23 protein-coding genes, 1 tRNA gene and 1 pseudogene are annotated in these 24,418 nt (G+C 44.3%); 14 read left to right on the top strand and 11 right to left on the bottom strand.

Going from position 1 to position 24,418, the window contains the following annotated elements:
- Positions 1 to 43: 43 nt before the first annotated feature.
- From LEPTO7376_RS15430 to LEPTO7376_RS15420, 3 genes are all read right to left on the bottom strand, one after another.
- Positions 44 to 712 carry an energy-coupling factor ABC transporter ATP-binding protein gene (locus LEPTO7376_RS15430; RefSeq protein ID WP_015135088.1) on the bottom strand — a complete coding sequence of 223 codons (669 nt, stop codon included), beginning with the start codon at positions 710 to 712 and terminating at the stop codon, positions 44 to 46.
- Positions 713 to 797: 85 nt separating this feature from the next.
- Positions 798 to 1,070, bottom strand: a complete 273-nt coding sequence (locus tag LEPTO7376_RS15425) for a hypothetical protein (RefSeq protein ID WP_015135087.1) — start codon at positions 1,068 to 1,070, stop codon at positions 798 to 800.
- 71 nt (positions 1,071 to 1,141) lie between these two features.
- The gene (locus LEPTO7376_RS15420) at positions 1,142 to 1,585 is read right to left on the bottom strand and encodes an SRPBCC family protein (RefSeq protein WP_041763714.1); all 444 of its coding nucleotides are present in this window, start codon (positions 1,583 to 1,585) and stop codon (positions 1,142 to 1,144) included.
- A gap of 210 nt (positions 1,586 to 1,795) precedes the next feature.
- Between LEPTO7376_RS15420 and LEPTO7376_RS15415 the strand changes: the two genes are divergently transcribed.
- From LEPTO7376_RS15415 to LEPTO7376_RS15405, 3 genes are all read left to right on the top strand, one after another.
- Positions 1,796 to 3,394 carry a mechanosensitive ion channel gene (locus tag LEPTO7376_RS15415; RefSeq protein WP_015135085.1) on the top strand — a complete coding sequence of 533 codons (1,599 nt, stop codon included), beginning with the start codon at positions 1,796 to 1,798 and terminating at the stop codon, positions 3,392 to 3,394.
- A 268-nt stretch (positions 3,395 to 3,662) separates the two neighbouring features.
- A complete protein-coding gene (locus tag LEPTO7376_RS15410; protein WP_015135084.1) occupies positions 3,663 to 5,492 on the top strand; it encodes a bifunctional UDP-sugar hydrolase/5'-nucleotidase in 1,830 nt (609 codons plus the stop codon).
- A gap of 50 nt (positions 5,493 to 5,542) precedes the next feature.
- Positions 5,543 to 6,721: an aldo/keto reductase gene (locus LEPTO7376_RS15405; RefSeq protein WP_015135083.1), complete on the top strand. Its 1,179-nt coding sequence runs from the start codon at positions 5,543 to 5,545 to the stop codon at positions 6,719 to 6,721.
- Positions 6,722 to 6,755: 34 nt separating this feature from the next.
- On the opposite strand, the gene LEPTO7376_RS15400 is transcribed toward LEPTO7376_RS15405, so the two are convergent.
- Positions 6,756 to 7,412 carry a YdcF family protein gene (locus LEPTO7376_RS15400; protein ID WP_015135082.1) on the bottom strand — a complete coding sequence of 219 codons (657 nt, stop codon included), beginning with the start codon at positions 7,410 to 7,412 and terminating at the stop codon, positions 6,756 to 6,758.
- Positions 7,413 to 7,752: 340 nt separating this feature from the next.
- On the opposite strand from LEPTO7376_RS15400, the gene LEPTO7376_RS27705 reads away from it, so the two are divergent.
- Both LEPTO7376_RS27705 and LEPTO7376_RS27700 read left to right on the top strand, forming a co-directional pair.
- Positions 7,753 to 8,151: a transposase gene (locus LEPTO7376_RS27705; RefSeq protein WP_225901096.1), complete on the top strand. Its 399-nt coding sequence runs from the start codon at positions 7,753 to 7,755 to the stop codon at positions 8,149 to 8,151.
- A gap of 13 nt (positions 8,152 to 8,164) precedes the next feature.
- Complete coding sequence (locus LEPTO7376_RS27700; RefSeq protein ID WP_041763060.1) at positions 8,165 to 8,737, top strand: IS630 family transposase; 573 nt, start codon at positions 8,165 to 8,167, stop codon at positions 8,735 to 8,737.
- A 348-nt stretch (positions 8,738 to 9,085) separates the two neighbouring features.
- Here LEPTO7376_RS27700 and LEPTO7376_RS15380 read toward each other — a convergent pair whose 3' ends face one another.
- Entirely contained in the window at positions 9,086 to 9,487 is a 402-nt protein-coding gene (locus LEPTO7376_RS15380) for a hypothetical protein (protein ID WP_015135080.1), read from the bottom strand.
- Positions 9,488 to 9,665: 178 nt separating this feature from the next.
- On the bottom strand, positions 9,666 to 10,238 hold the full coding sequence (locus tag LEPTO7376_RS15375; RefSeq protein ID WP_015135079.1) for a thylakoid membrane photosystem I accumulation factor: 573 nt from the start codon (positions 10,236 to 10,238) through the stop codon (positions 9,666 to 9,668).
- A gap of 182 nt (positions 10,239 to 10,420) precedes the next feature.
- Between LEPTO7376_RS15375 and LEPTO7376_RS15370 the strand changes: the two genes are divergently transcribed.
- The gene (locus tag LEPTO7376_RS15370) at positions 10,421 to 11,347 is read left to right on the top strand and encodes a type II secretion system F family protein (protein WP_015135078.1); all 927 of its coding nucleotides are present in this window, start codon (positions 10,421 to 10,423) and stop codon (positions 11,345 to 11,347) included.
- Positions 11,348 to 11,349: 2 nt separating this feature from the next.
- Here LEPTO7376_RS15370 and murF read toward each other — a convergent pair whose 3' ends face one another.
- The gene (gene murF, locus LEPTO7376_RS15365) at positions 11,350 to 12,690 is read right to left on the bottom strand and encodes a UDP-N-acetylmuramoyl-tripeptide--D-alanyl-D-alanine ligase (protein ID WP_015135077.1); all 1,341 of its coding nucleotides are present in this window, start codon (positions 12,688 to 12,690) and stop codon (positions 11,350 to 11,352) included.
- 449 nt (positions 12,691 to 13,139) lie between these two features.
- Here murF and LEPTO7376_RS15360 point away from each other — a divergent pair, with 449 nt between their 5' ends.
- The 4 genes from LEPTO7376_RS15360 to LEPTO7376_RS15345 all read left to right on the top strand — a co-directional run bounded on the left by LEPTO7376_RS15360 (position 13,140) and on the right by LEPTO7376_RS15345 (position 17,099).
- A complete protein-coding gene (locus tag LEPTO7376_RS15360; RefSeq protein ID WP_015135076.1) occupies positions 13,140 to 14,435 on the top strand; it encodes a hypothetical protein in 1,296 nt (431 codons plus the stop codon).
- A 31-nt stretch (positions 14,436 to 14,466) separates the two neighbouring features.
- Positions 14,467 to 14,928: a hypothetical protein gene (locus tag LEPTO7376_RS15355; RefSeq protein WP_015135075.1), complete on the top strand. Its 462-nt coding sequence runs from the start codon at positions 14,467 to 14,469 to the stop codon at positions 14,926 to 14,928.
- 400 nt (positions 14,929 to 15,328) lie between these two features.
- On the top strand, positions 15,329 to 16,186 hold the full coding sequence (locus LEPTO7376_RS15350; protein WP_015135074.1) for an IS982 family transposase: 858 nt from the start codon (positions 15,329 to 15,331) through the stop codon (positions 16,184 to 16,186).
- Between the two features lie 55 nt (positions 16,187 to 16,241).
- Positions 16,242 to 17,099: an IS982 family transposase gene (locus LEPTO7376_RS15345; protein ID WP_015135073.1), complete on the top strand. Its 858-nt coding sequence runs from the start codon at positions 16,242 to 16,244 to the stop codon at positions 17,097 to 17,099.
- A 128-nt stretch (positions 17,100 to 17,227) separates the two neighbouring features.
- Here LEPTO7376_RS15345 and LEPTO7376_RS15340 read toward each other — a convergent pair.
- Positions 17,228 to 18,230: pseudogene (locus tag LEPTO7376_RS15340) on the bottom strand (transposase).
- A 107-nt stretch (positions 18,231 to 18,337) separates the two neighbouring features.
- On the opposite strand from LEPTO7376_RS15340, the gene LEPTO7376_RS15335 reads away from it, so the two are divergent.
- Positions 18,338 to 19,159: a hypothetical protein gene (locus LEPTO7376_RS15335; protein WP_015135072.1), complete on the top strand. Its 822-nt coding sequence runs from the start codon at positions 18,338 to 18,340 to the stop codon at positions 19,157 to 19,159.
- Between the two features lie 3 nt (positions 19,160 to 19,162).
- Here the strand turns inward: LEPTO7376_RS15335 and LEPTO7376_RS24910 are convergent.
- Positions 19,163 to 19,872 (bottom strand): IS1 family transposase gene (locus LEPTO7376_RS24910; protein ID WP_225901104.1). Its coding sequence is split into 2 segments (ribosomal slippage): positions 19,163 to 19,593 and positions 19,593 to 19,872, totalling 711 coding nucleotides; the frame shifts between segments, so codons are not numbered across the junction.
- Between the two features lie 105 nt (positions 19,873 to 19,977).
- Between LEPTO7376_RS24910 and LEPTO7376_RS15320 the strand changes: the two genes are divergently transcribed.
- Positions 19,978 to 20,160 (top strand): hypothetical protein, encoded by a 183-nt coding sequence (locus tag LEPTO7376_RS15320; RefSeq protein ID WP_041763709.1) that lies wholly within the window; start codon positions 19,978 to 19,980, stop codon positions 20,158 to 20,160.
- A gap of 71 nt (positions 20,161 to 20,231) precedes the next feature.
- Positions 20,232 to 20,318: transfer RNA gene (locus tag LEPTO7376_RS15315), tRNA-Ser, on the top strand.
- A 23-nt stretch (positions 20,319 to 20,341) separates the two neighbouring features.
- Here the strand turns inward: LEPTO7376_RS15315 and LEPTO7376_RS15310 are convergent.
- Both LEPTO7376_RS15310 and LEPTO7376_RS15305 read right to left on the bottom strand, forming a co-directional pair.
- Complete coding sequence (locus tag LEPTO7376_RS15310; protein ID WP_015135071.1) at positions 20,342 to 22,756, bottom strand: DUF3488 and DUF4129 domain-containing transglutaminase family protein; 2,415 nt, start codon at positions 22,754 to 22,756, stop codon at positions 20,342 to 20,344.
- A 184-nt stretch (positions 22,757 to 22,940) separates the two neighbouring features.
- Positions 22,941 to 23,576: a peroxiredoxin gene (locus tag LEPTO7376_RS15305; protein ID WP_015135069.1), complete on the bottom strand. Its 636-nt coding sequence runs from the start codon at positions 23,574 to 23,576 to the stop codon at positions 22,941 to 22,943.
- 310 nt (positions 23,577 to 23,886) lie between these two features.
- Between LEPTO7376_RS15305 and psbU the strand changes: the two genes are divergently transcribed.
- Positions 23,887 to 24,303, top strand: coding sequence for a photosystem II complex extrinsic protein PsbU (gene psbU, locus LEPTO7376_RS15300; RefSeq protein ID WP_015135068.1), 417 nt, complete (start codon positions 23,887 to 23,889; stop codon positions 24,301 to 24,303).
- Positions 24,304 to 24,418: the final 115 nt, after the last annotated feature.

Raw genomic sequence — 24,418 nt, 5'->3', positions numbered from 1 at the left:
AGGAAACTATAAAAAAATTCTGCTAAAAAACTTGGTGATTGATTTAATGAACAGCGGCTTGGAGACGGTGTTTTAATTTTTGAGGGTCGCCTTTCTCAACGACACGACCATTTTCGAGCAAAAAAGCACCATCGCTATAGTCCAGTTCATCGAGGCGATGGGTTACCCATAAAGCTGTCATACCCCGTTCTTTTACGAGGGTACGTACTTGTCTGACCAAATCGAGTTGGGTGTCGCTATCTAATAATGCAGTTGGTTCGTCGAGAAGCAGCACTTCACAATGGCGGGCGATCGCCCCGGCGATGGCAACCCGTTGTTTTTGACCACCGCTGAGGGCATAAATGGGGCGGCGCGCAAAAGCCTGTAGTCCGACAGCACTTAATGCTTCAGAGACGCGCTCTTTTGTTGCTTTAATCGATAATTTTTCGGCGACCAATCCAAAAGCAACATCTGCACCCACGGTAGGCATAACGAGTTGGTGGTCGGGATTTTGGAAGACAAACCCTAAAGGTTGACTGAGTTCAACTTCCCCAGATATTGGCTTTAATAGGCCCGCTAAGATACGCAATAATGTCGATTTGCCGCTACCATTCGCGCCGAGCAACATCCAAAATTCACCCTTAGGAACATCGAGATTACAGTGGTCAAGAATTTTACGGTCTGGTTGCCAACTAAAGTTGAGATTCTGAACGGCGATCGCCGGCATAGTCATGGGCTAAAGCAAAAAGAGAGAAAATAAAAATAAAACAAAAAGAGACCTACGCTTGGTAAGCCTCCCAGAATAAAATTAAAAAAAATTATTCTGCGCCTTGGGTGGCAAAGAAGCCTGGAGTCCGACCGGAAGCCGCTGCACCACTACGCTTATTGAGAATAACGGCACTGATCTGATCGCTCAGGAATGCAACTTTTTTATCCTCATCCTTCTCACAAGTTAATTCGATGACAGTGGCAGTTCCAGCTTTCATCGTATCTAATACAGATTGGTAAAGTGCTTTTGCAGCCTCCTCTTCCTTACGTTGGACAGAAACGGGCATGGGGCTATATTTCAGAGTGAGATCGAGACTATACATTCACATTCAAAGAATTATATTGCTGACTTTATCTTAAACGTTTTCAGAAACCTAGGCTGACCATTCGCCACCTAAGGTTGATTTGCCTCGGCGATTGTTTTAATCCGTCGTAGTTGAGCCTTCATATCTTTTTTTGTGAGGCGAGCCGCAAATACATTAAAGCCCCACCGAATTATCGGATTGGGAATTTCAAACTGAAAGCGGTTGACAAGTTGTGTCCCTGTCTCATTCGGTAAACATTCCCAGCGATCGCGCCCCTGAAAAAAACCAGAAAATTGCCACACAATTAAACCCGGTTCCCGTTTGACCACTCGATTATTTAACACAAGATTGACGAAAGGAATCCGCAACCAGAATCGACTGCGACTATCCAAATCCGTACTCCACTCCTCTCCAATCGGCTCACAGCGCAGCATTGGATTGAGCCAACGGTGCATTGTCGGAAGATCGGTGAAACATTCTTCAATGCAGGTTGCACTGGCCCTAATCTGAATTGATTGCTCAAAAACGTCCATAAATGCTTGATGTTTAACCGACAAAATGGATTTTCCTTAAGTTACGACACAAAATATAGCGAATTTCAGACATTTAGACTTTTGACTGGTGAATAATCTCCTGCTTCTTTGTATCGTTAGGTTTGTGGTAATGATACGTAGGTGTACCTATGTCTCTGAGCCATAACTTTTTTTGAATTGAACACTCGAATTTTGAGTTGATAAACAACGATGTCACAGATGATTGAATCCCTTTCTTTTGTGCCAACATCAATCCCCCATTCTCAACTAGTCGCGTTCCAAGCGCTTCCTACCGAGCTACAAAACCTCCTCGGTGAAGACGCTATTAATATTGTGAAGGCGATCGCCATTTTGGTGGTGGGCTGGATTGTGGCACTAATTGTCAAATCCATTATCCAAGGATTATTAAATAAAACCGATATAGACAACAAAATTGCAGGCTGGGTGACTGGCGCAGGCGAAAAGTCAGACCTCCCCATTGAAAAATGGGCTGCGGGTGCTGCCTTTTGGTTTGTCATTCTGTTTACGATTGTTGCGGTTCTTGAAACCCTTAAGCTTGATGCTGTTTACACTCCCCTCAACGAGCTCCTCAGCGAAGTAACCAACTTCGTTCCGCAGCTTTTTGGAGCAGCATTGTGGCTTGGTGTAGCGTGGCTTGTTGCAACAATTGCAAGGCTTATCGTCATTAAAGGTCTCGGTAGTTTTGACCTTGATAAGCGACTCAACCAAGAAATGGTTGATCTCGATGGCGATGGTAAAGAAGATGTTGGTGTTACTGAAACGATTGGTAATGCGCTCTACTGGTTCGTTTTCTTCTTCTTCCTTACACCTATTCTTGAGACCCTTGGTCTAGAGAGTACTCTCTCTCCCCTACAAGGTTTGGTTGATGAAGTTCTACTCATCCTTCCTGACCTATTTGCCGCAGTTCTAATCGGCGTTGTGGGTTGGTTTATTGCCCAGATCGTCCGCCGCCTCGTTACCAATCTGCTTAAGGCTACTGGTGCTGATGCTTTTGGTGCGAAGTTCGGTTTGACTGGTACTGATGGTCGTCAGTCTCTCTCTTGGATTCTTGGCACAATCGCTTACGTATTGGTCTTGATCCCTGTTGCTATTTCCGCATTTGAGGTTGCCCAAATCGAGGCAATTTCAACTCCGGCGATCGCCATGTTGGATCAAGTATTGATGCTCTTACCGAAGATTCTCGGTGCGTCAATTATCCTCACCTTTGCTTATGTTGTTGGTGATTATGTTTCTGAATTGGTGACAAGTGTCTTAACTGGTTTTGGTTTTGATAATGTCCTCACTTGGTTGGGTCTAGACAGCATGATCGGTGCGACTCCGGCGAATAGCGAAGACGGCAAACCCGCGAAAACACCTTCTCAGGTCATGGGTACTGTTTCTCTCGTCGTTATTCTTTTGATCGCAACACTCACTGCGGTTGATGTACTTGAAATCGAGGCGTTAACTTCTGTTGTTGGTATTCTTCTAGCGATCGCCGGACAGGTATTGGTTGCGTTATTGATCTTTGCTTTAGGTCTCTACTTCTCCAATATTTCCTTCCGTGCGCTTTCGTCTTCAGGTACTCGTCAGTCTAAGATTCTTGGTCAGGCAGCTCGCATCATTATTCTGACTCTCGTTGGTGCAATGGCCCTTGAGCAAATGGGTATTGCGACAAATATTGTTAACCTTGCGTTTGGTCTCCTTGCTGGTGGTATCGCTGTGGCGATCGCCCTTGCTTTTGGTTTCGGTGGCAAAGACATTGCTGGCGAACAACTTAAAGGTTGGCTCGACTCCATGAAAGATGACTAGAACTTTCATTGCGCAATTAAATTTCTAATCATTCAAATTTAGATAAATCATTTTGAGACACGACTATAGTCGTGTCTTTTTTGTCTTTAACCTTGCTATTAGATCACGAAAGCACTCACCATTTGCAAAAATTCACGAAATAACAACATCACCTTAACGTTGCCATTAAAGAACCATGCAAAGCTTCAGGAAATAGACTTTCAAAGAATCTATCTGTGTTCTTGCCGCAAAATATTTAGTCGATTTCAGCACTAATAAAGGGAATGGTATGGCGTTAAACGAAAAAAATAGTCAGCGAGATCTTCAGGCTGCCCATGAGCAAGGATTTCTTGGTTCTGACCATCCCAATACCCTGACCATAGCCTCTTGTCCATTCCAGGCTCCCTGCACTCAACGCCAAAGATTTGTGTTTCGAGGTGATGCCACTCGTCCAACCACTGGCATTGAAGTCGAAAATAATATCTCAAGTCGTTATCAAATTCCGACTGCAACAAGTTTGCCTGTTCATACGCCTTTCCGCCTGAAAATCCTTCATTTTAACGATTTACATGGACGGATTAGTCACCTCACATCTACCGGGAATACACCCGTTTTTTCGCGCATCGTGTCCCGATATAAAAATCAACAGCAGAAATATCGGAATAATCCTCAAGCGGGCGCTCTCCTCCTATCGGCGGGTGATGACATGGTTGGTACGCCCTTCGATATTCTCATGGCAGAACAACATCATCCTTATGAGCTTTACCAAGATCTTGGGGTAGATGCGGCAGCGTTAGGTAATCATGATCTTGATTTAGGGATTCAAACTCTCAGCCATATTATTGAGCGCTCGAAAAAATTTCCCGTCTTATCAGCGAATCTCCATGTACCACCGACTTTAAAACCATGGGTTTATCCGTCAGCTTTAGTGGATGTGAAAGGGGTACGGGTTGGCATTATTGGATTAACAACAGCGGCTCAGATGAAGAGTGCAGAGGCGAGGCTGCTGAAGTTCGCAGATCCAGTTGAAGTCGTGAATAATTTACTACCTGTGCTGCGTCCTTATTGCCATGTGCTTATTGTATTGAGTCATCTTGGCTACGATCTTCACGCGACGAGTGCTGCTATGGAAGGATATGGCGATCGCCAACTAGCTGAAGCTTTACCCTATGGCGCTGTGGATGCAATTATCGGAGGCCATACTCACCATATTTTGAATGAAAGTGGGTTAAGTCCAAATAATATTGTTAATGGGATTCCGATTATGCAGGCGGGATCGATGGGGCGTTTTCTTGGTGAGCTGACCATTACCCTCCAGGATCAGCAAACGGTGACAGTGACAAATGCCAAATTAACAGCAACGTCAGATTTACCGATTGACCAGTCTTTTGAAGAAGAGCATATTGCGCCAATTTTGGGTTCGCTAGAGCAGAAGTTAACCCAACCACTCGGAAAAGTGGAAACTCACCCAGATCTTGCGATTGATGCTGTATTGAATGATTTTGCGAGCCGGGAGTTGGCGATCGCCAATTTTGTGACAGCGGGGATGCTCGCCCAGGTCAAAAAACAGGGATATGACGTTGATTTTGCGATGACCGATGCAACGGTGCTCAGTACAGGTTTGCCTGCGAGACCATTGATGTATTCAGATTGGTTTGCGTTGATGCCCTATTCCGATACCCTAAGTTTGTTTCAGCTCACGGGTAAACAACTTCAGCAATTTTTATTGGATAATGCGCGTCGTGCCAATCGTCGCCGGGAGCCTCATATTGAACGGGGATTTATTCAATTCAGTGAGCAAATTCGCTACAAGATTATTCGGGGCGGCGATCGCCACAGTACCCAGATTGCAGAAGTTTCTGTGAATGGGTGTTCTCTTCAAGAACAGCTAGATCAGACTTTTACGATCGTGAGCCATAGCTTTTTACGCCAACCTGCAAGTCACTGGGAAACTGCTGCCCAAGAACAAAAACTGGCTGTGATGAAACTCGACACATTACCGACAAAAGATACAGGCTTATTTCTTCGAGAAGAGTTGATTGATTATACAAAAAGTCAGGGCGGTGTTCTACGTTCTGGTGGTGCAAAGACTGATGAACGTTTGCATATCAGTGACTAAAAGTTTTCGTTATTCTGAAGAAGTGCTTTTTTAGATGAATTTTCAGATCTATGCAATATCGTCGTTTTGGTCGTACCGAACTGCAAATGCCTGTCTTCTCCTGTGGTGGGATGCGCTACCAGTTCAAATGGCAGGATCAGCCCCCCGCAGATATTCCTGATGACAATCAAAAAAATCTGGCTGCTGTGATTCGGCGATCGCTTGACCTCGGCATTAACCATATCGAAACGGCACGGGGTTATGGCACATCCGAAATGCAGCTGGGTTGGGTGCTCTCGCAATTTCCCCGCGAGAAAATGATTATCCAAACGAAAGGCTCCCCAAAAGCTGACCCAAAGGAATTTCGTCGGAGTATCGAAAAGTCCCTAGATTATTTGCAGCTAGATTACATTGATCTATTTGGCATCCACGGCATTAATAACCAAGAAACGTTTGACTTTACGTTTAAGCATGGCTGTATTGAAGTGGTGCGAGAATTACAGAAACAAGGGCGTATCCGTCATGTGGGCTTCTCAACTCATGGCCCAACGGACATTATTGTCAAAGCAATTGAAACGGGTGAACTCGACTACGTAAATCTGCATTGGTACTGGATTAATCAGGACAATTGGCCAGCCATTGAAGCAGCGACGCGTCAAGATATGGGCGTGTTTATTATTAGCCCATCGGATAAGGGTGGGCATCTCCATACGCCAACGCAAACATTGACTGATCTGTGTAAGCCATTGCACCCGATGGTGTTTAATGATTTGTTTTGTCTATCTCACCCGCAGGTTCATACATTGAGTTTGGGGGCTGCTCGTCCCAGTGATTTTGATGAGCATTTAGAAGTTTTACCGCTGCTGGATCAGGCTGAGCTGATTTTGCCAGAAATTTTGGTGCGTTTAGAAAATCAGGCGATCGCCACCCTTGGGGAGGATTGGGTAAAAACTTGGAAAGTCGGTTTACCCAAGCATGAAGATACTCCCGGCGGTATTAATGTACCGATGATTTTGTGGCTCAGAAATCTGGCGATCGCCTACGACATGATCGAATATGGACAAGCGCGTTATAACTTGATGGGCAATGGCGGCCATTGGTTTCCTGGCCGTAAAGCCGATAAACTTGCTGAGTATAATTTGACAGAGGTTCTACATCTCAGTCCCCATCGCGATAAAATCCCGCAATTGTTGAAAGAAGCTCATGACATTTTAGGTTCAGCAGAAGTAAAACGTCTTTCTCAAAGTTAAAAAGAAAGTTCGATTCAGCAGAAAAAGCTCTTCTTTACCAATGAAAAAGTTTGAACTGAATTGAGAAATAAACTTCTCGTAATAGGAATGGGAATTTTGTTTTCCACGAGCGATATCTTGAGTAAGGAGTTGCAGAAGTTCCGGCTTTAATACCGAGCCAATGAGCCACCATAAAACTACGTTGCAAATGAAAGTGATCGGACACGATAATGGCTGTATTTAGATTATTTTTCGCCATCACTTTTTGGGCTTCAATCAGATTTTGCGGCGTAGTTTTAGATTGTTGTTCGAAAAAGATCTTATTTTGGGAAATGCCATTATTTGCGGCATAAATAGCGCCCGTTTCACCTTCAGATAGGTGATCGCCATCCCCTAATCCCCCAGTGAAAATCAGATTCCTAACAATATTGCGGTGGTATAGATCAATGCCATGTTTCAGTCGAGCTTCAAAAACTGGTGTGGGTTTTGAGACATCCACTGCTGCCCCAAGGACAATGGCGCAATCATAAGTTCCCTGATAATTCACTTTCGGGTAAGTGGCGATGCTCACTCCAGAGGAAAATAAAATGACAATTAGCGCACTAGCCGCAAAGAGTAAAGCTGTTGATAATTGTTGAGTTATTCTTTTGAGCTGTTTATAAAATGTCTTCGATCTGATTTTTATTGGTGAAGAAGATGAAGAGAACCACATTTTTGTAATAAAAAAGGATTGAAGATGGCAATAGTATTGATGATCTCTGTTGAATGAAATCATTCACATATATCGAGCGAAATGTTATCTATAAAAGCAGCGAAACCATAATTTGAAATTAAAAGTATCGCAGCGAGTAATGATAAAAGATATAAGGTTCGTTTTTGGAAAATAAACAGATGTAGGATTGTCAAACTGATCCAGTAGATGGGTAGAAAAATAAGGTGAATCCAAATAGAAATAGATTCAGAAATAACGCTAATTATATTATTTAAAAAATTGCCTGAGAGGAATACAGCAAATTTCAGCCTAGCAAGGTGTATGAAGTAGTATAGGTGAGTTGACTGGTGAGGAAGAAAGTAGCATCTTGCCGAAAGCCTACTCATTAGACTTAAGACAGAAAATAGTGGATGCCTACGAAAGGGGTGGTGTGAGTCAAAGTAGTCTTGCCCGACAATTTGGAGTGGCGAAAAGTTTTGTACAAAAGCTCCTCGACCAAAAACGACTGACAGGGTCGATTGCTCCGAAAAAACGAAGCCAACAAACACCTCCCAAATTAAACGAAGAGCATCAAACAATATTGCGCCAGTTGCTCACCAAGAAAAACGATGCGACGCTAGCGGAACTATGTGATGAGATGGAGAAACGCACTGGTCTCCGTGTGGCCAATAGCACCATGCATCGCACCTTAAGAAGAATGGGATATAGCCTCAAAAAAAACATTCTATCCAGACCTTAAGGCGACAAAACGAGTGCAACAAGCCAGATATGATTTTTGGCAGAAAATGCAAGCGACTCTAGCGAAAAACTTGATTTTTATCGATGAATCGGGCGTGAACTTAGCCATGACAAGACTGAGGGCACGTTCTGAGAAAGGGAAACGAGCTTATAGTCCGAAATCCAGTAAACGAGGCAAGAATGTTTCTTTGATTGGAGCATTAGGCTTCAAGGGAATGGTCGCTAATTATCATCTGCTGGGGAGTACGGATGGATTAACCTTTGAAGCATTCATCAGCCAGAAGTTAATACCAAACTTATGGGCGGGAGCATGTGTGGTGATGGATAACTGTTCGATTCATTTAGGAGAGTCAGTACGCACAATGATTGAGGCCGTGGGAGCTAAGTTGATTTACCTTCCTCCCTATTCTCCAGATTTTTCACCCATTGAAAATTGCTGGTCAAAGTTGAAAAGTACCTTGAAAAGTATCGGGGCAAGAACTTATCTAGCTCTAGACAAGGCAATTGAGGTAGCTTTTTCCAAGATTACCCTTGATGATATTCGATGCTGGTTTACACATTGCTGCTATTGCACCTCACTCGACTAGAAATTGCTATATGAAGTTTCTTTTGATGATCTTTCTATAGACAGGAAAGTGATGTAGCAGACCAATTGACATACCAATTAATAAATTTGGGATGTCTGCAAGTGTGACTTCTGATTTGATTGCCCACAAGAAATTACCGAAGGAGAGACTGAGGGCGATCGCCCACAATCCGAGCACAGCTGCAATTAGAATTTTCTGAGAAGAAATTTTATATTGAAAAATATTAGACCGATTCATATTACGCTTCCTTTCTCCATACGATGCTGTCTCGATGCTTCATGATAGAGACTGAATTTCCTTAAAAAGTCGTTATTTCTTTAATGTCTGTAATCTTTGAATAGCTACGCTTTATCCCATTTCATCAAAGCCACCAACAACAAACTCCGAACAGCCATAAGTTGATGTCAGTATGGCGATCGCCAATAAAACTAAAAGAACCCAACGGCGCGTTTGAAATAGGGCAATATGCAAACCGATTAACGCAGCCCAGTACCCAAAAAAGTAAATGAAGTGGAACCATTGAGGCGTAACTTCGTGGGTGAGTCCGGTGACATTGTGGAGAAAATTTTCTGGAATGAGCATCCAACCCATTAAAACAGCAATGGGTAGCGAGGTAATAATGAGACTGGGGTTGCCCAGAGCTGGACTGCCTAACCCAATCACATAGGCGATCGCCCATAGACTAATCACAGACAAAATCAAGATCTTTTGAGAACCAATTTTGCGCTGAAAAATCTCCAAAATATTCATCTCTGCTTAGTTTCTCCCCAGTATTTTCTTGCTTAAGATCTTCACGAATGTCAGAGACTTTCCTTAAAAAGGCGATCGCCTTGACTTTATTTAGATAAAAAAAGAACCAGTTCCGAAGAGCTGGTTCTATCGCATCAACAATAGATTAAGAGGGGATAAAATCAATCACAAAAAATAATTATTGTTTTTCGTAGCCCGAGTTAAATTCATTAAAGGCACGGCTGGGCTTTAGGAGATTTTCGCCTTCGCGGAGAGGCAGATCGAAAATCTTACGGAAGATATTGTCGATGATATTGAAGTCGGATTGACCAGCTTCATTAAATAAGATCTCGCCATCTGCACCGAGGATAACGGTTTGAGGAACTTTCCCGGAGTAGTAGTACCCCACTTCGTTTTTGTCGTAGCTTTTTTTTACAGGAATAGCGTCGATCGCAACGGGAATAATGCTGATCACTTTCTCGTAATAGGCTTGAACCTCGGAAACAGTTGAGGCAAAACGCTTACTATCACTGCTATCGTCGGCATAAAAGACGATCATTGCAGGGATTTTTCGGTCAAAGGTTTCCTTCAGCGTCAGACGAGAGGGTACAAGAGAACCATTGCCTGCGTATAGTACAAAAATATTGCCATCATAGCGATCATCATCCATGCCCGCCCAGACGGGGGAAACGCAAATTGAAAGCACTGTCATAAGCGCAATACAGAAACTGAGAGCAATACGCTTAAAAATAGGTTGCCGGGCTGAAATCATGGAATTTTTCGGCTCAAAAATCTTTACTAAAGGTCGTCACGAATCCTAATTATCGCATTAGCCTAGGGGCATGGGTAGGGCGATCGCCAAAAAGCTAAGAAAAAATACTTATTCGATGACCCATTTAATGAAATATCAAAGATTCAGATGGCCGCGAACGGTTGTTCGTTTTGGCAGATGTTATGGATGAGCAACGACAAGCCGTTTTTTTTCGGGAATTAGCGGCAACCTTAAAAGCTGGGGTTGGCTTGGGTCAAGCTGTTCGGCTCTCATCTCTTAGTGCTAAAGGGAAGCGTCGGGAACAGTGGCAACGGATTGCGTTGAAGTTAGATCGTGGCGCAAGTCTGCACTCGAGTTTACGCTCGATGACTAAAGAGTTTTCACCCTGGGCTATTGCTGTGGTGGGCATGGCAGAAAAAAGCGGTGCTCTGGCGATCGCCTGTGAAGATTTAGCAGAAACATTGCTGGAAATGTCTGCGCGCCGCCGTTTGATTCGTGGCATGGTGTTGCGATTGTTTCGGATGCTGTGGTCTTGGGCAATGGTGATTTTTTTGCTGCTGGGCGGTGTGGTTACTGGTATTCAGTTTTGGTTCGTGGCAACGTTTGTAGCCTTGGGACTAGTCGGGTTTATCTATGCCGCAATTCATTGGCAACCTTTGGGCGATCGCCTGCGTTCCCTTCCTCCTTTTAAGAACTTATATGCCCTACAAACCCTCATTCACCTAGGCTATCTGCAACTGCCCCTTGATTGTGGTGTGTCTTTAGGCACTGCCCTTACTTGGCTTAAACGGGATTTCCCTGACCCTGGCCTCAAACAAATTTTGCAGCGTGTTGAACCCCAAGTCCGCCGTGGAAAACCCCTGTCGGAGCTCATTCACCCCCATGTCTCGCTCATGGTGGCGCAGATGATTCGCACTGGTGAGGAAGCCGGTACATTACCCCAGAGCTTCAAACAGATTCGGCAGTACCATCAACGAGATTTACGCCGCTCTATTCAGCTCCTCAATCTGCAAGTTTTGTTTATTAGTTTGATGAGTTTTGGTTTTTTCGTATTTTTGGTGGGGGCGCAGATTTTAAATTTACTGGTGAATACTGCACCGACAGCTTGAAATTAGCCTTGTTGCAAAGCTTGGACAACTCGACTTAAGCCCACGGAATTGGAGGCTTTGAACAGTACGCGATCACCCCCTTTAAGCTCTTGTTTGAGGTGGGAAATCAAAGATGTGTGGTCGGTAAAACATTGGCTCGGAATACTAGGAGCTGCTGTGGCGATCGCCTCTGCTACTGGTTCATCGGCCAAAACAAATAATTGATCGAGATGTAACGCTTCAACCCTAGACCCCACTTTGCTGTGAAGTTCGGCTGCAAATTCCCCCAACTCTTTCATTGTGCCGAGCACGGCAATCCGGCGATCGCCCTTTGCGCTTTTAAGTAGATCTAGAGCTGCCAACATCGATTCGACGCCTGCATTGTAAGTTTCGTCAAAGAGCAAAATGTCATTCGGTAACTGGATTTGCTGTGATCGCCCCTTCGGCATCGAGAGACTCACGCCCTGTTCGAGTTGCTCCCAACCGAGATTGAGCACCTGCATCACTCCAAGCGCTGCCAAATAATTTAAAGCATTGTGTTTACCCGCTAATGGCACAGGAAACGTTTGAGTCGCAACCGTCACTTGTCCCGCATCATATTCTCCGTGGAGTTCACCCTTTTCTAAGCCATAACTGAGAGTGTGACCAGGCCAAACTGTTTGTGCTGTTGTCATTAACCGTTCATCATCACCATTGAGGATTGCGACTCCGGTATCGGGCATAAACTCTAAAAGCTCACACTTTGCTTCGGCGATCGCCTGTCGAGATCCCAGACGGCCAATATGCGCCGTCCCCACATTGGTAATTATCCCAATCGTCGGCACTGCAATCTCTGCTAAACGCGCAATTTCGCCTTTGCCCCGCATCGCCATTTCAATTACGGCAAAATCATGATCCGACGTTAGGTTAAGTAATGTTTTCGGAACACCGATTTCATTATTAAAATTTGCTTCAGTTTTTAGGACATTACCCTGAGTCGCCAAAACACCCGCGATTAATTCTTTTGTGCTGGTTTTGCCGACCGAACCTGTGATCGCAATAATCGGAATATCTACCTGCTTACGCCACCAATAACCGATATCTTGGTATGCCCGTAATGTATCGTCCACAATCCATTGAGGGACATCGATATCTATTTCATGGCTTGTAATGACAGCGATCGCCCCAGAAGCGACAGCTTTTGTCACATAATCATGACCATCGAATCGTTCTCCAACGAGGGCGACAAAAATATCCCCTTTCCCGATTTCTCGCGTATCAGTAGAAATATGTCGTACTTCGCCGCTAACTTCTCCTGCTGGCGATCGCCGCAGATTTTGCCCCAAGATCTCCGTTAATAGCGACAAATCCAGCGAAATACCCATAATCTTTTATCAAAACCAGCATGACTCTCAGGCATCTTATGCCATTTTTGCCCCACCAGCTAACCCAACGGCCTATGAACGTAACCGCTATCATTGAAGGGTAATCCAGAAAACATGACTCTCGTATACAAAAAAATTTCCCTAAAACTTGGGGGGATGGCGATCGCCCCTCACAATCTTCATGAAATCCTTACGCTATGTTTCCGGAATCGACTTTAGTATGAAAAAATACTTAGCACTCGAAACCTGACACTGCCAGAAGAAGTCTAAAATAATTTAAAAGGTCAACATTTCACCGAAATCAGGCTTATTTAGATGGAAATGGTAATCAACCCAGATGTATTAACTGATGCCAAATAAGCATCCCGAATACCTCAAAATTATTACTATTGTCCTTCGGCCATGTAATTCTCCTGTCCCAGTTCACCCCACTCTAACGAAGAAACAGCGTGACTAAAGCTTCTCCTCCTGTATCTCCGCTAAGGCATACAACCTATGCCGAGCAGAAGCTCTATGACTATTTGCTTTACTCCGTTCAGACACAAACCCCCGAAGAACTACTACCCCAATTTCAACAATTTTTATTAGAAGGACGAGATGCCCCTAGCGATGAACTGAAACAGGCTCTCTATGAAGTTTTAAATTCCTCTGGTATCGACGAAGACTTTAAATTTATTCTTAATCGTTGCTGCCATATTCTGATCAACCGTTGGCAAATTCACCCGCAGCTCCAGAAAGCAATCCCCAAACTGGTTGATCTCTTTAAATCTGTTCCACCACCAAATATCTCCAGCTCACGTTTTACTCGACGCCTCAGACAGCTTGTTGCTGAGTTTATTCGAACTGAGCAATATCTGACCCTACAGCGGATATCACGGATTATTGAGCTTGGCGGTAAAGATTTTACCTGGAGTAACGGCGATATTGCCGTAGGTCAGCTTATTCGTCGCTATCCCTATCTATACGAACATTGTTTGCTGAGTGAAGATAGCAGCATTGAACACCAACAAACTGTGCGGCAAGTACAATCACGGATTCAACGCTCGTTTGAGCTAGAGCTGTCTAAATATGTCACTTATCAAGTTCGTCTAGCTCAGTTAGCACGGCGAACCCAGTCTATGAAGCAAGCCCGGAGAATGCTTCAAGGCGTCCATAATCCAACGCTACTCACCGAAAAGGAACTTGGGACAGCTCTTAAACGATTTGTCGGGAAGCCTGAGCGCGGCTATAGCTATCGGGATTTATCGCGGCATTTTTTGCGGCGTAGCTCTGAGGTGGTTTCCTATCAAGAGTTTAAAAATGAGCTATATGGCTATCTAATTTCCAGTGTAGATAGTAAGTATGGCGATTTGCGGTTTAATAAACGGCTTTATCAGAAACTACAAACGATTTTGCCGCGATATGATGACCATCGTCCCAATGAGCTGTTGATGATGCGGACGACGAGCCAACTGCTGAATTTCTTGGTGGTGGATAGTCCTCAAAATCCTGAGCACTATGTGTTTGTGGATATGATCACGAATCTGGGGCCGACAGCAACTGTCGCACTACTTTTGAAACTGGTTTTGATGTGCGGTAAGGCGAAACCGCATTTAGAGAGGCGTTTTTCGATTTTATTTAGTCATTATGAGGCTCAATCTAAGGAAGGTGTACCTTGGCTTGTGAAGTCTTTAGAGAATTTGCATATTGCGCTCAGTGTACATTTTGGGGATGCGGACGTTTCGTTCTTGAAGCAAATTATGTAAGCTGACCTCTTAATAGTTTGTTTTTTGATTTATGGCTCTAAATCCAGCTCATATCACGGCAACAACTTCGGCGATCGCCGCTGTTATTTTCTCGAAAGCCCTAGAAAAAAGTGGAGAGCATATGGGGGAGGCTGTTTACCAGCGTGTAGGACAGCTCATTCAGTCTGTACGAGAGCAATTTCAAAAACAAGGCTCGATTGAAACCCTAACGGAAGCGGAAGAAAATCCTTCTGAGCAAAATATTAGTCAGTTTACGAAGGAATTAGGGACTTTAATGTCAAAAGATGAAACCTTTGCGGAGTCGATAGAGCGTTCCCTTGTGGTAGTGTCGGAGGATGTTGCGTTCAAAAAAATCTTGAGTCAGGCAGATTTAGATCATGAATATTGGTCGTCTCAACCCTTGAGTGTGGAGCAGTTTAAAGAGCCATCTCAATCAGAAAATCCAGCGGCAAAAAAGCCTTTAAAAGTTTCGCAACCTTCCTTGGAGCCATAGGTTGTTCTCTCGCATTTTGCTCTGGTAATACAAAATACGGCGTTGCAGAATAGAGGTATGAATCTATGAGCATTGGGGGACAGGAACATCCTCGAATTTGAGGTCATGAATCAGCAATCAAATCGAATGCTCTAACATTTCCAGAGACTTTGAATAACATCAAGTCTTTCGATGAAGTCGAGCGAGATATAGCAATGGACGGCATTGTCAAGTGAAGTGAAGGGTTTTCACGACAAGGATTTTGTAGGATGAGTCAATGAATCATTTCTACAAAAGACATCGCTACCCAAGCGAGATCATCTCTCATTGCATTTGGCTTTACTAACGTGAGTTCTGGATAAGGAAAGAAAAGAAGAAAGCTCATATCGTGGCAGTTGAAACCAATCCACAGCTTTCTCCTATGCTTAGTTTAGACGCTTTATTTTGTGACGTTGACGATTTCTGCCAGGTCTTTGAACCTCAGTGGCATCAAGAATTACTTAGCTCTTGCAAAAGGTATCGTCACCGTTCTAGAAGCCTAAGCTTGAGTGAGGTGATGACGATACTGATTGCATTTCATCAATCTCACTATCGTAATTTCAAGCATTTCTATCTCCTGATGGTGCGACACTATTGGCAAAAAGCCTTTCCCAAAGCAGTGAGTTATCAACGCTTTGTGGCATGGATGCCCTCCAGCTTAGTGCCTCTATGTGCCTATTTATGTGACTGTTATGGAGATTGCACAGGCATTAGTTTCATTGATGCCACCAGTATCAAAGTTTGTCACAATCGCCGTATTGCCCAACATCGAGTCTTTAACGGTCATGCCGCTAGAGGTAAAACCTCTGTTGGGTGGTTCTTTGGCTTCAAACTCCATCTGGTCATTAATGACCGAGGAGAATTACTTCATGTACAAATCACTCCTGGCAATATTGATGACAGAAAGCCTGTCGTTGAACTGTTACGGAATTTATTCGGCAAAGTTTTTGGAGATAAGGGCTATGTGTCCCAAGCTCTGGCACAACATCTCAAAGAAGAACATGATGTGATGTTAATTGCTAAACCTCGCCGCAATATGAAGAATCACTTGATGCTCTGGCAAGATACATTCATCGCTCGTAAACGAGCTTTGATTGAAACCGTGATTGACCAACTGAAGAACATTTCTCAGATTGAGCACTCTAGACATCGTAGTCCAGCGAACTTCTGTGTCAATTTGCTGTGTGGCTTGATTGCCTATTGTCATCAGCCTAAGAAACCTTCTCTCCAACTCAATTAGAGTCTCATTTCCTTATCCAGAACTCACGTTAATAAGCAATCCACCACTTTCTCCCATGACCAGTCTAGAACCTTTGTTTTGTTCCATTGATGATTTCTGCCAAGTCTTTGAACCTCAATGGCAACAACAATTACTGGCCTCGAAACAACGGCGGCGACGTCGCCCTAGAAGCCTTAGTCTCAGCGAGATAATGACGATATTGATTGCATTTCATCAATCTCACTATCGTAACTTCAAGTATTTCTATCTCATCAATGTGCGTCATCACTGGCGAAGAGCTTTTCCCAGAGCCGTGAGTGACCAACGTTTTGTGGAGTGGATGCCTTCGACGTTAGTACCTCTATGTGTCTACCTACAGCACTGTTATGGTCAATGCACAGGTATTAGTTTCATTGATGCCACCAGTATCAAAGTTTGTCACAATCGCCGTATTGCCCAACATCGAGTCTTTAACGGTCATGCCGCTAGAGGTAAAACCTCTGTTGGATGGTTCTTTGGCTTCAAACTCCATCTGGTCATTAATGATCGGGGAGAATTACTTCATGTACAAATCACTCCTGGCAATATTGATGACAGAAAGCCTGTCGTTGAACTGTTACGGAATTTATTCGGCAAAGTCTTTGGAGATAAGGGCTATGTGTCCCAAGCTCTGGCACAACATCTCAAAGAAGAACATGATGTGATGTTAATTGCTAAACCTCGCCGCAATATGGAGAATCGCTTGATGCTCTGGCAAGATAAATTCATCGCTCGTAAACGAGCTTTGATTGAAACCGTGATTGACCAACTGAAGAACATTTCTCAGATTGAGCACTCTAGACATCGTAGTCCAGCGAACTTCTGTGTCAATTTGCTGTGTGGCTTGATTGCCTATTGTCATCAGCCTAAGAAACCTTCTCTCCAACTCAATTAGAGTCTCATTTCCTTATCCAGAACTCACGTTTTACTACACATTTCCCTTGAGCCACCGCGATATCCAAAAGATGATGAAATACCGTGGTATCGACGTCACTTATGAAACTATCCGTAAATGGTCAGGACTTACGCAAGAGTCATAGAAATAGTGTGTCGCTGAAGCTGTGCAATGAGGTATTGGGAAAGCATCCCGTGCTTAATTTGATAAATGGTTTGAGTACTTTGATAAGCAAGGCTCTTAAGGCGAGTCCAAACCAATAAGGCGCAGGCAATATGATTGCGTTGAATTCGTCCCTTGCGGCACTGACAAGCATCCACACCAGTGAGTTGTTTGAGTTCGCGGTGAAACTCCTCAATCTTCCAACGGATGCCAGACTCATCTTGTACGGCATCGGTAGAATTCTGAGTCAAGCCGTTCGTTGCGACATAGTCCGTCCGGCGGGAAGACACCGTGACTCGGAATAGTCTCACCTTCTTGTCTCTGGGGCTTAATCTGTGTGCCATGGGCTAAGGTGTCTTCATCCCAGTGAAGTTCTTCTACCCGTTGGTAGGATTTACTGCCACCACTGTCATCGACTCGGCGATTGCGTTTGAGTGGACAATAGTAAATTTTGTCCAACTAGTCGATTTGAGCCATCAGTTTTTGGGTGTCATACCAACTATCCATCAGCACTGTCCGAAAGGCTAACTCTTTGGAGAAGACAAGATCCTCAAGCATTTCAGACAGATGCTCAAGCTTACTTTTCCCATCCCCCTCTCTGTGATAAAGGCGATAGTCAATCACCCAAAACTGCTGGGTCAGAGGATTGACATACACACAATTGACGAGTCCGATGCCATTGATGACTCGGTGTTCGTTGCCGCTATACTGTCGCCTTGCCAACTCTATCGAGCTAGCAAATCTCTTATCCAATACTGTGTCATCAAAGACGATGTATCCATTCTCATCAGGACTCAGAGGGGGTTTGACATTTTCCCACAGCAGTCGGGAGGTCAATTTTTCACCGCGTAAATAGCGATTAATTCGGTCGTGGCTTATTCCTTCCAAATGCTCAGCTAAATTTGTCACAGTGTAGTTGACTGGACTGCTTAGTAGATATTGACAATAGTCTAATTTCGTAAAGCTCATACCTCAATTCTTATCAGACCTTTTTGCGTAAGTCCTGTTCAAGCAAAAAACAGACTTCGAGCATAATACGGTTATACTTCAAGATTGTCCTTAGTTCGAGAATTGATATGTCATTCAACAACCAAGAACTGAAAATATGGGTTTTACAAGCTGTTGTTAATCTTCAGAAAGCTGTGCATGAGCAGAAAGAAACAGCCGTTGCTTTAAGCGAGTTTATCCAGATCACTAGCTTTCTACCCATCACAAAGCTTGAGCGTTGGGAAGCTTGGTTGCGTTCGCCGCTCCATTGTTTGCGACGGTTCTCTCTTCAAAAGACTGTTCAAAGTAACTGGCCACCATTTACTAACTCTTCAAATATTTCGCCATGGTTGGATTTGTGCAGCGGGAATGGATTTAAACGAGAAGAAGTTTTAATTGGTATCAAAAGCGATGCACCTAATGCATTTCTGTTTGCTTTAGTTCTCAGGCGACTCAATGATTGGGTTCCAGCAGTTTGCGATGCAGCGAGAAGGCAAGTACCAATTATTGCCACCCAAACAAGACCCGAATATGTGGTGGACGCACTTTGGGGAATTTTGTCTCATCTATCCAGTTGGGGACGTATATCCAAGCAAGAGCTGGAGGTGCTGCTAAATCTTCTTTATTTACCGGATATTGCTCCACTTATATCCAAGCGAATTCAAGAACGACCAGCAGGTCCAGTGGCTTCAATCATGAGTCAGATTGGTCGTATTTCTGTCCTAGATAACGATTTATTTGACATTGCTGAAAATGCTATTCAGCCAGCAGTGCGTGCCAAGGCTTACCGTTATCTCCTCGAGAAAAAAGTGGTGTGGTTAGAGGGTCGTCGCTGGCAGTGGTCAGATCAATACTTCAGAGACGGTAAATATAAAGCTGTACTTGGGACAAGGGTAGTGATGCACAAGTAATGGTCATAACTGAAGAGAGAGATTATAGTGTCTGAGAAAATAGACCACTGCTCCAATGTGGTTTTCCCACTTCTTCGAGAAGGAAAGTGCCTGACGGACTAAGCGGGACGTTCTCTGACGTAGAGTGTTGTTGAATCTCTCAATATGATTTGTTTGTCCAGTCTCCTTGCCCACAACTCGATGACGTTTACTCGGTAAGACACAGCCATAGGCATCCCAATAATCGGTGTAGACCAGCGCACACTGACGATACACAGGAGGCAGAGAATCCCATAATTGTTTCGCAGTCTTTTGACTACGGTCTCCGATGGCATATCCCACCACCTCTCGGGTGTCTCGGTCAAGAGCCAGCCAAATCCATGCTTTCTCACCTTTACTACCGACAAAAGACCACAATTCATCCATTTCGATGGTCAGTTGCCCTCTTTTTTTTGAGTCACAGGTAACTCGTGAGGCACAGTCTCTAATTTGGCATTGACATAGTACTGTAGCCAGCGCAGAGAGACCCCTGTGGCACGAGTGATACCAGCGAGAGAGAGACGTTCTAATAGGAGACGGTCAATCAATTGACGAGTGTCAGTTGCAATGGGAGGGTGGGCAGGATGTTCCACAAACTGGCGACCACATTCATGGCAACGATAGCGCTGCTTTCCCGAATGGGTGTGACCATATTTAATGGTGCTGGGAGACTGACATTGAGGGCAAGTGAGCACGGTGAGACTTGACGTTTAATCTTGCCCCTATTCTTCCACAACCATTACTAGTGCACCACTACCGGGACAAGATATATTCAACCTCAACAATCGTTCCTCATCACATTGCAAAAAGCTGCTCAAGATCGTTCTGCAATTGTGCGTCGCGTCGCTGGCAATGTTTTGTTTCAAGAGATAGGAGACGATATACAAGTAAATGATTTGGTGGCGATCGCCGAGCAATTATCTAGGGATGTTTCTCCATCCGTGGCTGAACGAGGAAAATTTGCACTCAAAAAATTCCAATAATTTCTAAGTAATTTCTAGGCTGGAGGCTAGCCAAGTTCGCCGTTTTATTCTTAGAATAGTTAGGCCTATCTGGAGAGGTGGCAGAGTGGTTGAATGCGGCAGTCTCGAAAACTGTTTTAGGGTCAAACCTAACGGGGGTTCGAATCCCCCTCTCTCCGTACCCAATCAAAGCATTACAGCGTCAGGCTTTTAGACGTTTTAGATGCTTCTGGAGCAAATTCAGTTTTGTTTGTAGATATTCTGTATTTGCGGCCTGTCCGCCATAGCGCCAATTGAGATAAGCCTGAGTAATTTCAGAGATGATGCCCACCGCTTCGGGTTGGTACTTGTTTTCTAATCTTGCGACAAATTCGGATGGGGTCTGGCTATCTTTTTTGTTATGACCCTTAAGTTTGAGCTGAGCCAACATTTGCTGATAGAGCTGTTCCATCTGGGGTAAACGAGCAAACTTTCGGCGTTTTAACCAGCCACGAATTTGTCGGAACATAAACCAGATGCCCATACCTGCAAATGATGCGGCGATCGCCCCGACCACAGCCCCGACAATACTGCCAGAGATAAATTGCCAGACACGGATAATGACGTAGCCCACAATCTCAAGGCTTGTCGTCCAAAGCCCTTCAAAGAACGCCAAAATTGGTGGAGGCAACCAGCTTGCAACCCATTCCCAAAACCATGTCACCACATTAAAAGCACCGGAATCTTCAAAGGAAGTTGGCACAATCTCATGACCGGGCAACGGATCAAACGAAAACCAACCTTGCCCAGCAAAATAAGCTTCAGTCAACGCATGGGCATCAGTATTGTGAACGAGATAATAACCGGTAAATGGATTGAAATCCCCTTCGCCAAACCCTGTCGCAAATCGCGCAGGAATACCAATTGACCGCAACATAATTGTGAGAACCGTTGCGTAATGGTCAGCATAACCGCCTTGATATTTAAAAAGAAAAGACTCCACTAAATCTTCGCCATCCTCGAAAAAGGGAATCTCCTGTGCTGTCGGAAATCTTTGTTTGAGACCCTGAGTCAGATAAAGCGCTTTTTCGTAGGGGGATGCAATTTCGCTATTGGAGCGCGACAAAATATCCTCTGCCACCTCCCGCACTTTCTCTTCAAGTTCTGGTGGGACTTGCAGATATTTATCTCTGATTTGCTCGGGATATTCTGAACCAGAGATCGCTAATTTCGCGCGATCGCGATACGGAACTTCCGAAACGACTGTATAGGTCAAACCTTCCAGCAAACCCAATGGAGAGCGTAAATTTCCGAGGCGATCGCGACCAATTTCTTGGGTCGGGAAATAAAGCTCCGAGGGATAAGTCATCGCGGGCACAATATTAGGCAACGACTTAACCGCAGTGTAACTTTGAATGATTTTCTTTGTTTGTACCGTCGGTGGAATAAAGGGAGATAAGAAAAAACGTCCTCCCCAGCGCGATCGCTCCGTTAGACTTAGTTGATCAGGATTGGTAACTTCCCAACCTTGCCCGGTGTAATGATCAAAAGCCATAACTCGCCAAAAACCTGGTGCCTGCGATCGCACCCGCATCACAAGACTTTTCTCCATCTCGCCACGTAGATTCTGATTAATCTTGTCGTTAAAACCGTAGTAGTCAGTTTTATCGATTTGGCCTTGGCCTTCTAATGGACTACCTTCTCCTTGACCACCTCGGCCTTCACCATCTTCGTCGCCACCGCCAGCATTACCATCACTAAATCTCTCGCCGCCAGTGCCGCCATTTTCATCGTTGCCTCGGCGCTCATAACCGGGGTTCGCCAAACTTCGATTCGAGTTATTAAACCTTTGATTTGCAGGGGCATCACTCGGCAAACTGACGGGCAATGTACTCAGTTGATAGCCAGGAAAGCGCGGCATGATCGCAAAAATCCCCATACCTAGCACCAGCACAATTCCTAAAATTGCACCTAAGCGTTTAGGTGACAAGGGTGAATATTGCAAAAGATTTTTGCGAATGCTTCGTTGACTACTCCTGCGTTTCCAGAGAAGTTGGTCTAAACTTTCAAGCCCCAACCTTGAGCGATAATCCAGCACTAAAACGGGCAGGGCGATCGCCAAAAATAATAATAAGAACGGGGAAAAGACTAAGGATTGGGAGACAGTTCCCGCAACGCCGATCAGGATCAAACCAATCACCATCGAATAGCCCAAATCCTTACGGCGAGGCATATCAAAACCATGGAGAATTTGTAGCTGAATTAAAAGCTCGGCGAGGACTAAACGGGTGTCATTAAAGTTTGCGTAGAGATTACGGAAGAACAAGAGCAACATTGCCAACATCCCAATGGCAATCAGAAATTTAACGCCAATATTGGAGTCCTTACGACTTTTCCAACTCCATAATCCAGCGGCGATCGTCAACGGTACCGCAAAAATACTGACAGGCAAATTAAACCAACGTAACGACCATTCTGAAGCAACATCTGTGGCGATAATCCCGATAATGACCAGCACCTGCACTAATATCCGCAGGATTTTCGATTCTTCGGGGGTAGGCTTCGGTAAATTACGAATTCGCGCGAATATCTTGGAAGCTGGCGGTTTCTTCTGGGACGGTGTGGGATTAGCTGTCATTGGGACAATGCGGCGACATTAGGTCAAAACTCTTCCCTAGACTAACTTTAATTTTTCTCGATTGACCGGAATAATCTGCTCAAATCTCTCAATAAAAAGACGATCGCCACTCATCCTATAAACAAGACTAGGGCGATCGCCAAACATATTTTCAAACTAAAAATTACAACTAAAAACTGAAATCTTACTTATTCGGCTGGGGAGTCATCCGAAGATAAGGCTTAATTTCCTTGACCCCTTTCGGGAATTTCGCTTTCGCATCCTCAGTGGAAATTGCGGGAGAAACAACAACATCCTCGCCATCTTTCCAATTCACAGGCGTTGCCACACTATAATCATCCGTCAATTGGAGAGAATCGAGCACCCGCAAAATCTCTTGGAAATTACGACCAGTCGCAGGTGGATAAGTAATCGTCAATCGAACTTTGTGCTGAGGATCGATCACAAATACAGTACGGACAGTCACCTTCGGATTCGCGTTGGGATGAATCATGTCGTAGAGCGTTGCCACTTTCTTGTCTGCATCAGACAAAATTGGGTAATTTACCGCACAGCCTTGGGTTTCAGTAATATCACCAACCCAGCCATTATGGGACTCCGTATCATCAACGCTGAGGGCAATGACCTTTGCATTGCGCTTAGCAAATTCACCTTTGAGGCGAGCAACTTCACCGAGTTCAGTTGTGCAAACAGGCGTAAAATCCGCTGGGTGAGAGAACAACACAACCCAGCTATCACCTGTCCAGTCGTAAAAATTCAGCTCTCCTTCGGTGGAGTCTTGGGTAAAGTTGGGCGCAACATCGCCTAGTCGAAGAGACATAAAATTTTGATGCTCCTTTTGTTGTATTGGCTACAAAAATTTATTATGGCGTAACTTCCATAAAAACCTAGAACCACGGCGATCGCCCGCAAGAAAATGATAGAAGTCGCAACGTTAGCAGCTAAATCATGAACTTTTGTTACCGTTCCTCAGGTTCAAAAACCGAAAGATGACAATCAACGACAAAAAATGAAATAATAAGCCAGAATTTTCCATGTCTGTGGCTCTAGTTCTACTGGAGACCCGAATTTGAAATATACATACTAAAAATCATCAAAAGCTTCTAAAAGCTTAGGAGGAGTCAATCGTAATGAGTAGAATTGTGAGTGCAGTAATGGGGTTTGTCCTCATGATCGGCTGTGTATTTTTCGCGGCTCAGCCCCAAGCTCAAGCTGTCGATTTGAGCAATGGTTTCGTTTCAGCGGCAGTACTCGGTGAACGTGTTAACGCAGCCGATAAAGTACTCGAAAGTGAGTATGGCCAGAAACTTGACCTCAACAACGCAAATGTTAGATTGTTTCGCGAACTCCGAGGTTTTTACCCCACCCTCGCCAAACTTATTGTTAAGTATGGTCCCTACGAAAACGTTCAAGATGTTCTCGATATCCCTGGTTTGAGCGAGAGACAGATTGCAAAGCTCGAAGCAAATCTCGACCGTTTCACCGTTACACCTCCCTCTGATGTATTCCTTGAGGGCCAAGAGCGTTTAAACAACGGTAACTACTAAATCGTCATTTCCCTAAATGAAGAATTAAATTGCATATTTTTTAAATTAAAAAGCCTACCCGACTGGGTAGGCTTTTTATTGAATATTTACTTGATGGCTATTTTAAAGCTACCGA

Origin of the sequence: [Leptolyngbya] sp. PCC 7376 (assembly GCF_000316605.1) — a bacterium.
In the GTDB taxonomy this organism is placed as follows: Bacteria; Cyanobacteriota; Cyanobacteriia; order Cyanobacteriales; family MRBY01; genus MRBY01.
The sequence above is the reverse complement of the archived record's forward strand: the minus strand, read 5'-3'. Positions and strand labels throughout refer to the sequence as shown.

Coding starts and splice junctions, on each gene's coding strand:
- LEPTO7376_RS15355 (WP_015135075.1), top strand. CDS start 14,467: ATGGCTCTAAATCCAGCTCATATCACGGCAACAACTTCGGCGATCGCC.
- LEPTO7376_RS15350 (WP_015135074.1), top strand. CDS start 15,329: ATGCTTAGTTTAGACGCTTTATTTTGTGACGTTGACGATTTCTGCCAG.
- LEPTO7376_RS15420 (WP_041763714.1), bottom strand. CDS start 1,585: ATGGACGTTTTTGAGCAATCAATTCAGATTAGGGCCAGTGCAACCTGC.
- LEPTO7376_RS15305 (WP_015135069.1), bottom strand. CDS start 23,576: ATGTCTCTTCGACTAGGCGATGTTGCGCCCAACTTTACCCAAGACTCC.
- LEPTO7376_RS15400 (WP_015135082.1), bottom strand. CDS start 7,412: ATGTGGTTCTCTTCATCTTCTTCACCAATAAAAATCAGATCGAAGACA.
- LEPTO7376_RS15425 (WP_015135087.1), bottom strand. CDS start 1,070: ATGTATAGTCTCGATCTCACTCTGAAATATAGCCCCATGCCCGTTTCT.
- LEPTO7376_RS15415 (WP_015135085.1), top strand. CDS start 1,796: ATGTCACAGATGATTGAATCCCTTTCTTTTGTGCCAACATCAATCCCC.
- LEPTO7376_RS15380 (WP_015135080.1), bottom strand. CDS start 9,487: ATGAATATTTTGGAGATTTTTCAGCGCAAAATTGGTTCTCAAAAGATC.
- LEPTO7376_RS15410 (WP_015135084.1), top strand. CDS start 3,663: ATGGCGTTAAACGAAAAAAATAGTCAGCGAGATCTTCAGGCTGCCCAT.
- LEPTO7376_RS15375 (WP_015135079.1), bottom strand. CDS start 10,238: ATGATTTCAGCCCGGCAACCTATTTTTAAGCGTATTGCTCTCAGTTTC.
- murF (WP_015135077.1), bottom strand. CDS start 12,690: ATGGGTATTTCGCTGGATTTGTCGCTATTAACGGAGATCTTGGGGCAA.
- LEPTO7376_RS15345 (WP_015135073.1), top strand. CDS start 16,242: ATGACCAGTCTAGAACCTTTGTTTTGTTCCATTGATGATTTCTGCCAA.
- psbU (WP_015135068.1), top strand. CDS start 23,887: ATGAGTAGAATTGTGAGTGCAGTAATGGGGTTTGTCCTCATGATCGGC.
- LEPTO7376_RS15405 (WP_015135083.1), top strand. CDS start 5,543: ATGCAATATCGTCGTTTTGGTCGTACCGAACTGCAAATGCCTGTCTTC.
- LEPTO7376_RS15370 (WP_015135078.1), top strand. CDS start 10,421: ATGGATGAGCAACGACAAGCCGTTTTTTTTCGGGAATTAGCGGCAACC.
- LEPTO7376_RS15310 (WP_015135071.1), bottom strand. CDS start 22,756: ATGACAGCTAATCCCACACCGTCCCAGAAGAAACCGCCAGCTTCCAAG.
- LEPTO7376_RS15335 (WP_015135072.1), top strand. CDS start 18,338: ATGTCATTCAACAACCAAGAACTGAAAATATGGGTTTTACAAGCTGTT.
- LEPTO7376_RS15430 (WP_015135088.1), bottom strand. CDS start 712: ATGACTATGCCGGCGATCGCCGTTCAGAATCTCAACTTTAGTTGGCAA.